The organism is Sulfurovum sp. MH2-6 (assembly GCF_058374785.1).
The window spans coordinates 2091137-2106904 of record NZ_CM178170.1; the positions used below are offsets into that span (position 1 = coordinate 2091137).

Consider the following 15768-nt stretch of genomic DNA (forward strand, 5'->3'; position numbering starts at 1 on the left):
AAAGAGAAAGGTATGATATACTCATGACCGTTATGCTTTTACCCTGTAATCTCTATCTCTTCGTACCTTTCCCCATTGGCATAGTGAAGTGATACAGGCAGACTTACTCTTTTTGCTATAAGATATTATTAAATTAATGTTAATTTTCTGTTAATTTTACGTTAGCCTGTTGATCTCTTACTTTCTTAATGTAGCTATACATGACAGGAAGGTATAAAAGATTCAGTATCGTACCCCACAATAATCCAAACCCGATCGTGATTGCCATAGGCTGAAAACTGACTGCCATCCCGGTAGCAAAAAAGATCAGGGTAAAAAGACCGATGATCGTTGTAAGGGAAGTAAGGATAATAGGCCTGAATCTTCGTGCCGCATGGAGATAAAATGCTTCTGGATCTTTTGCATTTTTCAATGAATTCATCATAATGATCCCGTCGTTTACAATGACCCCTGCCAATCCGATCGCACCGATCAGTGAGGGAACAGTGATATGGTTCCCCATCAAAAAGTGTCCCATATAGAGTCCCAGCATGGAGAAAGGGATCACCGATATCACCAGAAGCGTCTCCCTGATCGAGTTAAAGAGATAAAGCAGGGAAAGGAAGATCAGGCTTATCGCCAGAATGATCGACAGAAGCATCTCCATCTTGAGTGCCTCTTTCTGTTTTTGCTCCCCTCTGAATATGAACTTGATCCCCTCCTCTTTTAGTTCTGCAATGGTTGGTTCTATCTGTTTTAACACCTCTGATGAAGTGATGATATCGTTATCCACGTTTGCAAAGAGATAGAAGGTCGTGACACCGTTATCTTTGACCAGTTTTTCCAATGATTGGATCGTTTGAATGTCACAGATCTCATGCAAAGGAACAACCAGATTCTCCCCGATCGGAATCGGAAGATTTTGAAAATAGTCTATATCGCTTTTATATTGGGAGGTTATTTTTATCTCATAAGATTCCTCTTTCCCGTAAATGGTACCGATCTGTTTTTCCAGATAGAGATTTGACAGATAATCCCCAAGCTGTTTCTCTGTAATGCCCAAAGACTCCCCGTAAGCATTGATCTCAAATTTCAGTTCATCGATTCCGAACTTGATATCATTTCCTGCATATTTGACACCTTTGATGGCATTGATCTGCTCTTGAAGCAGATTGATACCCTGGAGGGACTTTTGATAGTCACTGCTTACCAGTCCTATACGTATATCTGCCTTCACGGCATTCATCCTTCTCTCTACCACCATGATCTGCTCTAGTTGAAATCTTTTTTTGTAACGCTGCTTTTTGAGCCATCCCCGTACCATTTTTGAAACCTCTTGTGAGGATAAAGGACGGATCTTCCCTTCCGCTTCGTAGTAGATACTCAGCCACGGTGTGATAACCCTTTCAAACACATTGGAGGGCTTTTTCTCATAGAGTTCCACAGTGATATTCCCCACATAAGGATACATCTCCGTATCACCCGTAGCCGTCCTTCTGTGGCCTGCCGTCGAACTGACATTTTTGATAAAGAATTGCTCTTGTTGATCCAACAGATCCTTTTCGATCATCTTGATCATTGCCGAAGTCTCTTCCAGGGTCATCTGTTTATTGCCCTTAAAAGTGATCGTGATGCTATTGGAATCGAACCTGTTGAACATATGAAACTTGGAGTGATAGACACTGATCACGATCAAGAGAGGGACACTGACCACAAAGATCAGTAAAAATTTTTTTTGATGTCCCATCAGGAATTTTAAAACTTTTACATAGGTACGCTTACTCTTCTCCCAGGAGAGTGCTTTGGCATTCTGTTTCAGGATATGGCTGCTGTGAATCGGCAGAAAGATAAAAGACTCTATCAGTGAAGCAAACACAAGTGCAGAGAATGCGATAGGGATAAGCTTGATGATCTCCCCCATCGTCCCAGTGATCATCAGAAGCGGGATAAAAGAGAAGAGCGTGGTAACAGAGGCCCAAAATACCGGTTTTGCCATCTCTTTTGTTCCTAAAAAAGCCGCCTCTGTGGGAGCATACCCTTTTTCCAGATATTGCTGTATATTTTCACTGACCACGATGGCATCATCAACGATGATACCTATGGCCAGCAGTACCCCTACCAGTGATTGCACATTGATACTGTATCCCGTGAAATAAAAATAGATCGCTCCCATCACAAAAGAGGTAGGAATACCCATAATGATCACCAGTGCCATACGTGCATTGATCAGGAGTATCGTAAACATCGCGATAAGCACTATCCCGAATATGATATTCGAGAAGACGACATTCAGGCTCTCTTTGACGGCAAAGGAGTAGTCTCTTTTGACATCGAAAATGATATCTTCCGTCGTAAGTTCCTGCAGTTTTTGATTGATCGCTTCGGAGATGGTGATCGCATCCCCTTTGGGATTTTGCGATATGGCAAGCGTAATGGCAGACTCTCCGTTCATGCTGGCCAATGTGGATGAGTCGCTATAACGCTTAGAGACCGTTGCAATATCTCTCAGATAGAGGAATTGATCGTTGATCTGCAAAAGCGTATTTTCCAGATCCTCTGTCTCTTTTTTCCCATTGGCAGTGGAAAGAAAGTATTGATTGTTCTTTGCATCGATCATTCCCAGTGGAAAGGTATAGGAGAGTTCACCGATCACATTTACCAGCGCTTTTTTACTGATATTGTAGGCATCAATCTTTTCTTCATCAAACGCTACCTCATAGTACTGATCCGACTCTCCGAAAATCGTAATATCCGAGACATAAGGGATATCCAAAAGTGTCTCTTTAAGCGCTTTTGCCTCTTCAACAAGCTGACCCTTGGATAAGGTAGATGAGAGGATAGATACGAACATTAAAGACCTGGCATGGGCGACCGCTTTAATAATCGGTTCATCCATATCTGAAGGAAGATCAGGCGTGATCAATGTGATGGCATCTTTTACATCCTCTTTGATCTGTGCTTTCTTTTCATTGGGATCAAGTTCCAGTACGATAGAAAATTTGCCCGGATTGATCGTTGAGATGATCTCTTTGACCCCTACGACATTTTTCAGCTGTTTTTCCAAAGGGGTGACAGCCATTTTGTTTAAGATATCTACCGAAGTACCGCTGTAGTTCCCGCTCACTCTGATACTGGATGGTTCTACCGTAGGGTTGACCTCTTTGGGGATCTTGCTATAGGTGTAGATGCCGGCTGCGAAGAGAAAGATAAACAGTGCATAGTTTATCTTGTAGTTTTCGATGAAAAATTTAATAATACGATCAAACATCAAACCTCTTGTACACTATAGTCTGTTTTCATAATGGTAGGAGTCTATCCCTATGATCGCTGCACCATACGAGGTGGTGATCTGCGGATATTGGGGGATGAAGATCTTTTTACTCAGTTCATTCTCTATCGCATTGACCAGCCCAGCGTTCAGTGCCGGCCCGCCGTCAAAATAGATCCCCTCTTTAACCCCCACTCTTTTGACAAGTTTGACGATCCGCTTGGCGATGGAGTAGTGCACACCGCAGACGATATCCTCAACGCTGTGTTCATTCCCAAGCAGCCCGATGATCTCGGATTCGGCGAATACCGCACAGGTACTGTTGATGGAGAGTGGAGTACCGGTTGAGTCAAAGTGTTTGATCCCCAGCTCCTCTACGCCGATCTCAAGGTTCATCGCACAGGCATCCAAAAACTTCCCCGTACCTGCGGCACACCGGTCATTCATCGCAAAGTTGACGACACCTCCGTCGTCATCGAGAGAGATCGCCTTGCTGTCCTGTCCCCCGATATTGATGATCGTCTTGATCTGCCCGTGTTCTCTTGCAGCAGCCCTTGCCCCGATCGCGTTGGCTGTGATCTCACTGATATTCTCATCGGCCTCTTTAAAGATCTTTCTTCCGTACCCCGTTGCAACGGTATAGACGATATCCTCTTTCGTCAACCCCAGTTCATTGAGCAGTGCATCGAGTGTCTCATGCGCATATTTGTAAAACATGCTCCCGCTTGCGCTGATCTTGTGCCCTACCAGTTCTTTGTTCTCATCCGCTATAGAGATCTTGATGGCAGTTGAGCCGATATCTATCCCTGCAAAGTATTTCATCCTCTATCCTTGTTTTCTTTTTTTCATTTTAAGAGACTCTACAAAGGCTTCCACACGGGTACTCAGCTGTCCCCCCTGGCTTGGAGAGTAGTCACTCTCCAGATAGAGTATAGGTATCCCCTCTCTCTCCATCGCCTCCAGTACGCTTCTCTGCTCCAGCTCATAGACCGTACACCCTGCAAATGCCTGATAGATCACTCCGTCGGCATCATAGGAGTTGACCAGATCAATCACCCTGCGTATCCGATCATCGTTTTTGGTAAAGATCGGACAGGTACAGGCTTTGAGATATTTATCCGCCATGGAGTCCAACATATCGTTTACAAACCACTCGTCTACTGCCACCCTGTCATTGAACATCCGATTTGAACTGCAGGTCTCATCTGCTACGATCACTGCATCGGACTGTTCGATCAGCATAGGGATCTTATAGTTCGGAAAGATCGGGGGTGAACCGGTATAGACGATGCGCGGACTGACCTTGGCTGCGACTGTAAGGTTTTCATCTCTTCTTTTTTCACACTCATCCAGAAGCGTTTCAACGGCATCGGTCCAGCTGTCGATCCTGTCGAAGAAAAAAGCATTGGTCACCAGGAACATATCGTTTCCGTTGATCACGATCTCTTTCTCTTTTCTATACTCACACAGTCTGTGATAGAGACTTTGGGCATATCCTATTTTACTGATCGTTTCACGCAGCTTTTTTTTCGTGAGCTTCTTTCCCGTTTTTTTTGCCAGGTCGAGCGTGAAATCGCGTATACTTCTTCTAAAATACTCCCTGCTGATCTCGGACTCTTTGACGCGCGGGAAATCGACATCTATCACTTCATACCCGAACCCCTCTATCGTTGCCCCGGCTTTGGTCTTCTGGTCACAGGTAGTTGGAGAGTAGACAAAATCCGGCTTATCACTGAAGTTCCCGCTTGCAAAATGCCCCACTGTGGCTTTCACCAATGGACACGCTTTTTGGGGAAGCAGATCACTCCCTATATCATCATCGGTATAAAAACCGTTACAGAGACGGATCGGTACCGCGTCAAACGCATAGATGATCTCGCTTGGGATTTGGATACACATAGTTCCCACTTTCAGTTTATCCTCATGAAGTGATTTTTGATGACAATAGACCTCTTCAAAAAGTCTGTAGAAGTACCCCATAGCATCGATCGGATTTTTAAACTCCTCTTTGAGCGAGTTGATCACACTGATCGCTTCCATCGCTTTATGGCGGTTCTGTTTCTCTTCAGGTGACTCTATATGATGATTTTTACCTCTAGTGTTAGTCATGGTGCAACTCCTTTGGTTTTTCCATTCCCATTCTCTTTTCAAACCCCTCTTTGGTCGAGCTGAATGCTCTGAATTTCAAGATATCAAAATGGAGCGCATCATCTTCTGGACATGCCGCCACACATTTAAGACAGAGGATACAATCATCCCTCAGGATATTGACATCCGTGACATTATCGGCGATATCTTTGATCTGCATATCACACACCGCATAACAGTCACCGCACCGTGTACACTTGCTCCCGTCTTTTCTCAACTGAACGATGGAGAACTTTGAGAAGATATAGTGCAGTGCGCTCATAGGGCAGAAGAAACAGAAGAACCTTTTCTTGACAAAACTTCCCACCAGAAACAGTCCTGCGAAAAGCATCCCGAGTGCGGTCAAGACCATTGCCGTTTTACTGGAAAAGTCAATGGCCCACTGGGAAAAATCCCCGCTGAATGTAGGGGATATGATCCTTGCGGGACACATTTTACAAAATGCTGCAGACCATTCACCGCCAAGCACGCCTATCCCCATAAGCAGAGGGAAGAAAATGACGATCACAAGGAAAATATATTTTACCTTTGAAAGTTTTTCAAACTGGCTCTGGCTGTAGGTTGAGTAGCGTATCCCCATGCTTTTACGCAGATAGGTAAGCCAGTCCTGAAGCGTTCCAAACGGGCAGACATATCCGCACCATCCTTTATTGAGAAAGATAAACCAAAAGAGAAACCCTAAAAACCCTGTAATGACGGCGATACCTGCCCCGCCAAGAAGGATCTGTGCCGGCATAGAGAGCTGGTGCTGCAAGGGGATAAGATAGCATGCTCCTCCCGATTCACCGTTATAAGGACAGGCAAAAACAGGAAGCCTCGATCCAAGGTCAATAGCAAAATATCCGCCGTAAACAAAAAGGATAAAGCTTAACAGCTGGATGATAAACCGAACCTTTTGCAGGTTCATATTGTTGATCATTTTTTTCATCTTATTCATCGATTCTTACCTCCCTGAAAGGGGTTGTTCTGTTACGTCTGAAACGGTAGATGATGAGACCTGCAATAAGCAGTGTCAGAGTGATCAACAAGAGCGCATAGCCGTAGGACTGGTAGTCATTTGTATTGGGATAATAGGTTGCCGGATAGGTTAGAAGATAGTTTGTACCCTCTGCTTTATGTTCCAAAGTGATAAGGAACTCCTGCTCGAATCTCTTGTCATACGCTTCCCACTCAGGGAAATAGTCTCTGATCAGTTGGATGGTTACACATCCGTCACTGTCTGTTTTTAACGTTTTTGTCCATCCCGACTGCAAAGTAATTTTTACGTTGGCATCTGCCAACGGTTGATTCTCAAATAACGCTTTAAAAGTGAGTCTGTCTCCCATAGCATGTCTATGGAAAAAACTCTCCTCCTCCTGGCTTTTGATACGTACCAGATCGATCTTTGTATGGTCCTGAGAAAGCGCTTGTTTGATCTTCGGGTCGTAGATATCTTCACCGCCGTGCATACCGCGCAGATATTCCAGTTTGGCTACGCGATAAAATCTCTCAGCGCCCTTTTGGCTTTCATCGACTGCAAACAGATGGTAGTAGCCATTGTTCGGAACTTCAAAGCTGAGCACCTTTTTCCCTCTGCTTGACTTTTCTGTGATCGGTTTTTCCTGACGATCAAGACCGTAATAAAATGTATCCAGCGTTCCGGATCGGTAAAGTTTTTTATCGTCAATATCACCATAGACAAGCCAGACATTTTTTGCAGGGATCTCTTTTTTACTGCCGGGTCTGCCACCGCCAAACATATGGCTGCTCTGACTCTGCTTTACGGTTGGATCAGTGAGTGAAAAATAGAAAGGTTGACCGGGAGCTACGCTTCTCTGTTGATGGCTTGAGCTTTTTCTCTCCCCGTCTACCGGATTAGCCTGGGTTTGATGTGTCGGTTTTCCGCCATGACTTCCGTGACCGCCGTGCCCCATGGATTTTGCTCCGTATCTGCTGAATACATATCCCGTATAGAGGTTCAGCCCGATATAAAAGAGGATCATCGATGAGGCAAAGAAGTATCCCGCTACTTTTCTGAATTTCGTTGCATCGATCAATTTGATACGTTTATAGAGGATCACCAGTGCCCAAATCACTCCGATCCATTTGAAAAGTTTAAAATAATGCAGCCATCCGTCACCCCTTTTCGCCAATGCTTCCACTTCGATATTCAAGCCGAACCCCTGGGCAAAACCATGCATGATTGTTTGGTAATCCTTGATAAAGAACATCTCCAGCGTATGCCCGAGAGAAGCAAAGATAAACAACGGGATAAAGGCAACCCCCAAGGTGGTAAAGGTCGAAGCATAATCTTTTCTGAGCACTTTAGAGGCAAGATAGAGTCCTAACGTCGCAAAAAAGATACTGATGATCAACGCATAAAGAAAGGCAAATCCGCTGCCATACTCACCCAGGCCCAACAATGCTGCGGTTTTGTTCCAGATAAACGCATCGGCGATATTGCTTCTGTTGAGACCGTGGGCAAATCCCATAGAAACCGGGATCGAAGCAAAGATCAAAATATAGGTCCACACCTCTGCGCTCAGGATCTTCAGTTTGCTGCCCAGCTGTTCGGCAGGTTTGGTGATCTTGAACTTCACTGCTTCACAGCTTACGGCACAATCCATACAGAGGGTACAGTCATCGGTCTGATTTTTCTTTGCAAAGGTAAAAGGTTTGAGATCATACTGGCAGGCTGATGCACACTCAAATGTCCTACACTCTTTACAAGCATCCGTATAGGTTTCAAGCTTCGTAGAAGAGATTTTGTCATAGGCTCGTGTCAGTGTTCCGATAGGGCAGATATATTTACAGTAGCTCATATCCTTGTAGATATAGTAGAGGATGAAGGCAAACAGCGTCATCACCCCAAACATCAAAGCCGTATTGAACGGTGATTTCCAAAAGCCCTCAAAGGTGTAGTAGATTCCCCACCATCCGAGAACCAAAATAGTGATACCGATATATCTGTTCTGCATCCATTTGGGCATCGTTTTTTTCAAACCGAATCTGGTGATATATTTTCCCAGAAAACCGTGCGGACAGATACCGCAGAATATACGCCCGAACGATGCCAGTGTAACGACCATAAAGAGCGCCCAGAATACTCCCCAGAACACTGCCCCCGTAAAGATATTCTCTTTGGAAGGGTTTGCAAATCCGTAATAGATCGCATAAAAAAAGAGTGCAGCCACAGAGACCCTCAAAATAAACAAAAACTTACTGTTTTTGAATAAAAAAGCAAAAACGGGATTTTTGAACAGATCATTGTTGTCCCGCTTGATAAAATCAACCATCAATTTTCCTTACAACGAAATTTTTCCTGCAAATACCATTATCCCTGTGACAATCAGTAAACTTGCAGCAAAAATCTCAATTAATTTCATATATTTTCTAAACTGTTCTATCAGTCCCCTAAATATATTTCCTACAAAAAATGTATAAAACAGAAAAGGAACCAAAACAGCACCTAAACCAAATGAGCCCCCATATAACACCGAACTCAAAAACGATGTTGTATTGGCACTTAAAGTGATCAGAGTCAAAATAGGCGCACAAGGGTTCAATGAGACCAAAGCACCTATCAGAAACAATCCCACGGCACTTTTACTCTTCTCTCCCTGATCTGCGTGTGATGAACTGCTGCAACTTTTTTGCGTTTTAAAGACTCTGAATAGAACCAAAAGACCCATCAACAGAGTAAAAGCTCCTAAAAGTAGTTGAAAGAGCTGGTTATTATGTAACACTGATTTGATCATGACACTGCTGAAAGAAGCGGCAATGGCGATAAGCGTATACGTAAAAACCCTCCCCAGACTAAACGGCAGTACCACTTTGGAAGATTCATAAAAACTGTTTGAATTGGTTATCAGCAAAGGTGCCAGAAACGGCATACATGAAAACATACATGCCGTTGCACCATAGGAAAACCCGATAACAAAAAGTGAGATAAATGTTATATTTTCCACTGTTTCAACTTCTTAAAAACTGTATTTTATACCTGCGTAGATCATTCTACCCGGATCAACTCTGATCGAAACATCGTTATCATCAAATAAGCCGTTTTTATTCTTGTCGCTTGTGTAATAGACTGTTCTAAAATAATGCGTGTCAAAAACATTATTGACTTTTGCAAAGAGTTCCAAGTGATTTCCACCAACCGTCATGTTATATCTCGTTTGAAGATTCAAGTAGGCATACCCGGGCATCTTGATGAAATTTGTTTCATCTGCAAAATACTCTGACTGTGCATATATCTCAGAAATAACTCTCCACTGCGGTGTTGCTTTATAGGTGGAATAGATATTTAGTTTATGGTGAGGCACCCTCGGTAACTCGTTCCCTACAACATCATATGATCCTGCTGTTTTGACCCTTCTTCCGTGTACAATCGGATTGTGTTTTGTATACTCAGAGTCCAAATAGGTATATGCGATATTATAGGAGAATTGTTTTGCAGCATCACTTTTTACACTAAGTTCCAAACCTCTGTTCCTACTATCTCCGATATTCGTTGTATAGGTACTGCCGCCAACACTCATAGCATAGGTACCATCTTCGTAACCTATGATATCTTTTGTATCGATTTGAAAGAGTGTCACCTCATAATCATGACCGAGTATCTTACCTCTATTTCCTATTTCGTAACTCATTGATGTTTGTGTTTCTATATTCCCGACACTATCAATCTTACCTTTGTCATATAAATTGATATTGTTTTGTATTTTATCCACTTGCGGTGTCCTGAAACCAGTAGATACATTGGCAAAAAAAGCATTTGATTCACTGACATTATACACGCCACCAAATCTGTATGAAGTATTCCTGTATGTCTTTTCCAGTTCTGTACCGTAGGTTCCCCAACCTGTTGAATCGTCATAGAGGTAACTTAAATTATCATAACCGTTTGTCTGTATATCATGTCTGATATTGAATGTCGTATTAAACTTCCCGGTAAAGGCATATTTAAATTCGCTATACAATGCATACAGTTTTTGTTTATCTACAGTATAGGATGTTTCACCCTCATAGTGGGATACATTATCATCATCCAAGTATGATGCGATTGTATCACGTGCACTCGTATATTTGATATCGCCCAATTCACCACCGAGCATATAGGCAAATTTGTTACCGAACGCTTCTCTGTATTCTGCTTTTAACCCTTTTTGCTTCTTCTCTGTAATATTATGACTTCCGGGAACTATATCCATGGGATCACCATTAAGATCTGTATCCTGCGGTGAGGAATCATATTCATACTTATCAAGATAGTTATAAATGGTTGCTACAAAATTTCCGCCGTTCTCAAAGTCCTTGTTATACTTTAAAAAGTATTTGTTAAGATCTTTGGTTTCATTTTGAATAAAAGAGGTCGCTGGATCTCCTTTAGGATTCGTTTTTGCTTCGTCAACGCCGGAAACACTTACACTTCCCCCTTGTTCATATTTTTTGGTTCTATCGATCCCCAAAGTCACATCGGACGAATCTGAAATATAATAGGTAAATTTCCCTCCAATTGATTTTGACCAATCTTTTGAATCTGTCCAATAACCATCGTTTGTTCTCTTGTTCATATTCAAATTCACCGCATAGTTTTCACCACTATGTAATACTTCAGCTGTATGATCCCGATACTTATAACTACCAAATTCTGTAGATAAAGAGATTTTATTTTCACTCCCTTTTGGCCTGGATGTTGTAATAATAACTGCACCGGCTGTTGCTGTATTACCATAAAGATACGATGCTGATCCCTTGATCACTTTGATACTTTTTATATCACTTAAGTTAAGTCTATACGAACCACTTTTCGTATAGACAGGTACACCGTCAATGATAAGTGCAACACCTGTATCTTCCCACATAAACTCTTGCTGACCTACACCTCTGATATGTATCTCCACCTCTTCATGTGCCTGAAAATCTGCCGTTACCCCCGGCACCTGATTCAATACCTCATTTAATTGTTTCGGGCCAACCTCTTCTATTCTTTGTTCATCAATAAAACTGACTGTAGAAACCTCTGAAGTTTTTGAACTTTCCAATACATTTACTGTCGATGATTCAATAGTAATCTCCCCTAAATCTTCTACTGCCATCGTACTTGACGTACCAAGCAGTAAAGCAGAAGTAACCAACCCTACTTTTATTTTATTCATTTTCCCCTCCCCTGTTTTTGCAAAAAGAGGAAAAATAACGTAAATATAACAACGGCATGATATAATCATCACTGTTATACTTTTACGGTGTAATATGTGTCTATCCGTACCTTTTTCTATTGGCGTAGTGAAGCAGTACGGACAGACCTCCTCTTTTTGCTATAAGATATTATTAAATTAATGTTAATTATCTGTTAATTATCCGTCAAGACTTTGTATTCTTTTTTCCCTCGCTAAGCAACTCTAAGCTAAAATTAGAGGATCAAAACCAAGGACAGACTATGTCAAAACATCTTTTTGCACTCTTCGGAAACCCCGTATCCCACTCCAAATCACCCTTGATGCATAATCTTGCATTTAAGGGCCTGAAGATCGACGGATGTTACAACCGCTACCTGCTTGAAGAGGGTGAGAAGCTCAGAGAGAAATTTTTTGCACTGGGACTCAAAGGGATCAATATCACCGTCCCGCACAAAGAGCACGCCTACCAGGCCTGTGATATATTGGACCCTTTTGCCCAAAAAGTCGGTGCAGTCAATACCATCGTGGAGAGGGAGGGAAAACTCTATGGTTACAATACCGATGCCCCCGGCTTTCTCAAAGCGATCAACGAATTCAAGGGGGCGAAGAAGGTGCTCTTTTTGGGTGCAGGAGGTACGGCACAGTCCACCTCAATGATACTCAAGGAGGCCGGATATGAAGTGACGATCCTCAACCGCAGTGCAGGCCGCCTGGAACGATACCGGGAAGAGGGGTTTGAGACCTATACATTCGAGAACTTTCAACCGCAGCACTTTGACCTTGTGATCAATATGACCTCAGCAGGGTTGGAAGATGATTCGCTGCCTTGTCCCAAAGAGATACTTGACCAAGTCATACCATCTGCTAAAGCCTGTATCGATGTGATCTACGGTAAAGAGACACCGTTTCTCAAACTTGCCAAGAGCCATAACAAGCCCACAAAAGACGGTGCCGACATGCTGCTCTATCAGGGAATCATCGCCTTTGAACACTTTACCGGTCATACCTACAGCTTTGAGGAGATACTGCCACATATGAGAAGAGCATTCCTTCTCTAAACTTCTCCTCGCTTTCCATAACTATACTCTTATTTTGATCTATGACAATCAAATGACAACAAGGGAGTGTAAAATACTAGGCGGGGAAGAGAGGGTGTCGATATATAGAACAGTATATTACCTTTTTAGTTTATATAAAAGTCTAGAGAGTCCTTCCATACGTGCTTTATATTCATGATACCTTCCTCGTCACAAAGCAGGTATATCTCTATTCTTTATACTTCATCTACTATCAAAAATTTTTAAAAGACTATGATACAATAAACAATCATATTTATTCTACTCATTTATATAGGCATGCAGAAAGTGCGTATGGGAGTAACTATCAACAGAACTTTACACTAAACTGATCCATATGAGGGTGATCTATGAACGAAGCAACTACACTAGAGCAGATTGTATCCTATTGCAAGAGACTGAAAGTACTCTATGTAGAGGATCATAAAGAGAGTCAGGTGGCTTCGCTCTCTCTTTTTGAAGATATTTTCGGAACGGTTACACCTGCCGACAATGGTGAACATGGCATGGCATGCTATATCGATAAGTACAATGATTCCGGTCAATACTTTGACTTAGTGATCACAGATATCAAAATGCCCCGTATCAACGGTATTCATATGATCGAATCAATCTACAAGATCAATCCGAAGCAAAAGACATTGATCCTTTCAGCCTATCAGGATGAGACGTATCTTGTACCATTGATCAACCTCAATGTAAGCGGTTTTATCAAAAAACCCCTAATGCTGGATCAACTACTCCAACAACTCCAAAGGATCTTTAAAGAGGCACTGGAAAAAAGAAGTTATACATTTATAGAGAACTACCGCTATGACGCAAAAACCAAAAGACTCTTCAAATCAGACCAGGAGATTATGCTGACACAGAATGAGGTCAAACTTCTGGACTTTCTTTTAGATAACGGCCAACACTATTGCTCCCTTGAACAGATCTTTGATCATCTCTTCTTTGAAGACCCCCTTAAGGATTTCAGCAGCCACTCGATACACGGTATCCTCAAAAGATTTAAGAGCAAGCTGCCCGATAACTTTATCATCAACAATAAAACATTAGGGTATAAACTCAACGAAGCAGTGTATGAAAATCAATAATTCTATCTCCTATTTTCCCTTACAGTAGCGTACGATGAAGACAATTAACCTCACCTATACGGACAATACCCAACTCGAAACGTTTATCCGGGCACATAACCTGACAGAGGAAGAGCATATCCTGATACAGGTATTTACAGGGATCATAGACAAGGAATTTATCTCTTCACTTGTCGACAGACTTCTCTCCCTCCTTCCCCAAAGCAGACTTGTCGGTGCTACCAGTGACGGTATCATTGACAACAGGAAGATCATCCAGAAAGATACACTGATATCTTTTTCGATTTTTAACACCACTTCTATAGAGACCTATATATCCGAGAAGAAGCCCGGAAGTTACGAGTTGGGGAGAGCATTGGCACTGAGGTTTCCGGTTGAAGAGAAGATCAAGGCAGCGATCTGCTTTACAGACGGTCTGCACACTAACGGAGAGGAGTTTCTCAAGGGTCTCTCAAGTATCAATCATGAGATGATCATTGCAGGTGGTTTAGCAGGAGACAATGGACAATTCAAGCAGACCTATGTCTTCAGTGACAAAGGTATCACTTCCAACGGTGCAGTAACTGCCATACTCTATGGAAATGACCTTATCGTATCCAACTACAGCAGTTTCGGATGGCAAAAGATAGGTAAAACGCTTACCATTACCAAAAGCAAAAAAAACAGGGTCTATACGATCGACGGGATGAATGCTACTGAGGTCTATGCCAAGTATCTTGGAGAGGAGATCAGGGACAAGCTTCCCTCGACCGGTGTAGAGTTTCCTCTCATTGTCCAAAGAGAAGGCATCGATACCGCCAGAGCAGTTGTAAGGAAACATTCCGACGGCTCCCTCTCCTTTGCCGGTAACCTCAAAGAGGGAGAAAAGGTCCATTTTGGATATGGCAATACTGAGAACATACTCTATCACAGGGAAGAGGTGATGCAAAAGACGCAAATGGTACCTGCGGAGTCTATCTTTATCTACTCCTGTATGGCACGAAGAAGACTGATGGGACAGCATCTCAAAAGCAAGCTTGAATTCAATCAAAATCCCGTAAATATCAATGGGTTTTTTACCTATGGTGAGTTCTTTCACTCATGCAATCAGGCGGAACTTCTCAATCAAACCCTTACCCTGTTGATACTGAGCGAAAATCCTGAAATCAAGAGATTCGCTCATGAAGAGAAAACATCGGTACACTACAACGATTCTGTAAAAACCGTCAATGCACTGTCACATCTCATCGCACAAACAACCGAAGAGCTGATGCAGCTGAACCAAAAACAACAATCGATCATCAGGCATGAGGTTGCCGAAAACAGGAAGAAAGACCAACTGCTTCTTCAGCAGTCCAAATTGGCTCAAATGGGAGAGATGATCAATATGATCGCTCATCAATGGAGACAACCCCTGAACACGATCTCTTCGGTCAGTTCTTCCCTGCTTTTAAAGAGCCAGCTAAATACTCTGGATCCGACGATATTGGAGTCGAAACTCAAAGATATCAATACCTATATCGAGCACCTCAGTACCACCATCAATGACTTTAGAGAGTTCTTTAAACCCAACCGGGAAAAGGAGATCACAGATATTTCCGAAGTGATCACCAGTCTCAAGTCGATCATAGGTGACCAGCTTCAGAGCGATGACATCTCACTTGCCATGACGATAGAACACCCTATCCAGCGGATTTTCTCCTATCCCAATGAGATCAAACAGGTGATACTCAACCTGATCAAAAATGCCAAAGATGCGATCAACAGTTACAACATAGAAAATGGTAAAATTATGATCAATGTAACGACTGCCGGTCCATATATCTCAATCCGTATCACTGATAATGGCGGAGGTATTCCAGAAGAGATCCGTGAGAAAATTTTCGAGCCCTATTTTACCACGAAAGAGAAAGATGGTACCGGGATAGGCCTCTATATGTCAAAGGTGATCGTGGAACAACACCTTGATGGATCTATCGGGTTTTCCAACACAGATAACGGTACCGCTTTTATTATCAAGCTGCCTGTTTCATCCGGTAAATTGGGATAGAAGCATTTGAAAA

The 15768-nt window shown here is 42.5% G+C and carries 10 protein-coding genes; 3 read left to right on the plus strand and 7 right to left on the minus strand.

Going from position 1 to position 15768, the window contains the following annotated elements:
- Window positions 1–139: 139 nt before the first annotated feature.
- The 7 genes from AC4JOV_RS10630 to AC4JOV_RS10660 are packed head-to-tail and all read right to left on the minus strand — an operon-like array spanning window position 140 to window position 11604.
- A complete protein-coding gene (locus AC4JOV_RS10630) occupies window positions 140–3247 on the minus strand; it encodes an efflux RND transporter permease subunit (protein ID WP_229937613.1) in 3108 nt (1035 codons plus the stop codon).
- A gap of 15 nt (window positions 3248–3262) precedes the next feature.
- Window positions 3263–4069, minus strand: coding sequence for an acyl-CoA dehydratase activase (locus tag AC4JOV_RS10635; protein ID WP_229937612.1), 807 nt, complete (start codon window positions 4067–4069; stop codon window positions 3263–3265).
- 3 nt (window positions 4070–4072) lie between these two features.
- Entirely contained in the window at window positions 4073–5356 is a 1284-nt protein-coding gene (locus AC4JOV_RS10640; protein ID WP_229937611.1) for a 2-hydroxyacyl-CoA dehydratase subunit D, read from the minus strand.
- On the minus strand, window positions 5349–6332 hold the full coding sequence (locus AC4JOV_RS10645; protein ID WP_229937610.1) for a 4Fe-4S binding protein: 984 nt from the start codon (window positions 6330–6332) through the stop codon (window positions 5349–5351). Before AC4JOV_RS10645 ends, AC4JOV_RS10640 begins: the two co-directional genes overlap by 8 nt.
- On the minus strand, window positions 6325–8670 hold the full coding sequence (locus AC4JOV_RS10650) for a 4Fe-4S binding protein (RefSeq protein WP_229937609.1): 2346 nt from the start codon (window positions 8668–8670) through the stop codon (window positions 6325–6327). Before AC4JOV_RS10650 ends, AC4JOV_RS10645 begins: the two co-directional genes overlap by 8 nt.
- Window positions 8671–8679: 9 nt before the next feature.
- Entirely contained in the window at window positions 8680–9342 is a 663-nt protein-coding gene (locus AC4JOV_RS10655) for a sulfite exporter TauE/SafE family protein (RefSeq protein WP_229937608.1), read from the minus strand.
- Between the two features lie 12 nt (window positions 9343–9354).
- Window positions 9355–11604, minus strand: coding sequence for a TonB-dependent receptor (locus tag AC4JOV_RS10660; RefSeq protein ID WP_491522207.1), 2250 nt, complete (start codon window positions 11602–11604; stop codon window positions 9355–9357).
- A gap of 212 nt (window positions 11605–11816) precedes the next feature.
- Between AC4JOV_RS10660 and AC4JOV_RS10665 the strand changes: the two genes are divergently transcribed.
- The 3 genes from AC4JOV_RS10665 to AC4JOV_RS10675 all read left to right on the plus strand — a co-directional run bounded on the left by AC4JOV_RS10665 (window position 11817) and on the right by AC4JOV_RS10675 (window position 15755).
- Window positions 11817–12614: a shikimate dehydrogenase gene (locus tag AC4JOV_RS10665; RefSeq protein WP_229937606.1), complete on the plus strand. Its 798-nt coding sequence runs from the start codon at window positions 11817–11819 to the stop codon at window positions 12612–12614.
- A 368-nt stretch (window positions 12615–12982) separates the two neighbouring features.
- Window positions 12983–13726, plus strand: a complete 744-nt coding sequence (locus AC4JOV_RS10670; protein ID WP_229937605.1) for a response regulator — start codon at window positions 12983–12985, stop codon at window positions 13724–13726.
- 34 nt (window positions 13727–13760) lie between these two features.
- Window positions 13761–15755 carry an FIST N-terminal domain-containing protein gene (locus AC4JOV_RS10675; RefSeq protein ID WP_229937604.1) on the plus strand — a complete coding sequence of 665 codons (1995 nt, stop codon included), beginning with the start codon at window positions 13761–13763 and terminating at the stop codon, window positions 15753–15755.
- The last annotated feature ends 13 nt before the right edge of the window (window positions 15756–15768 follow it).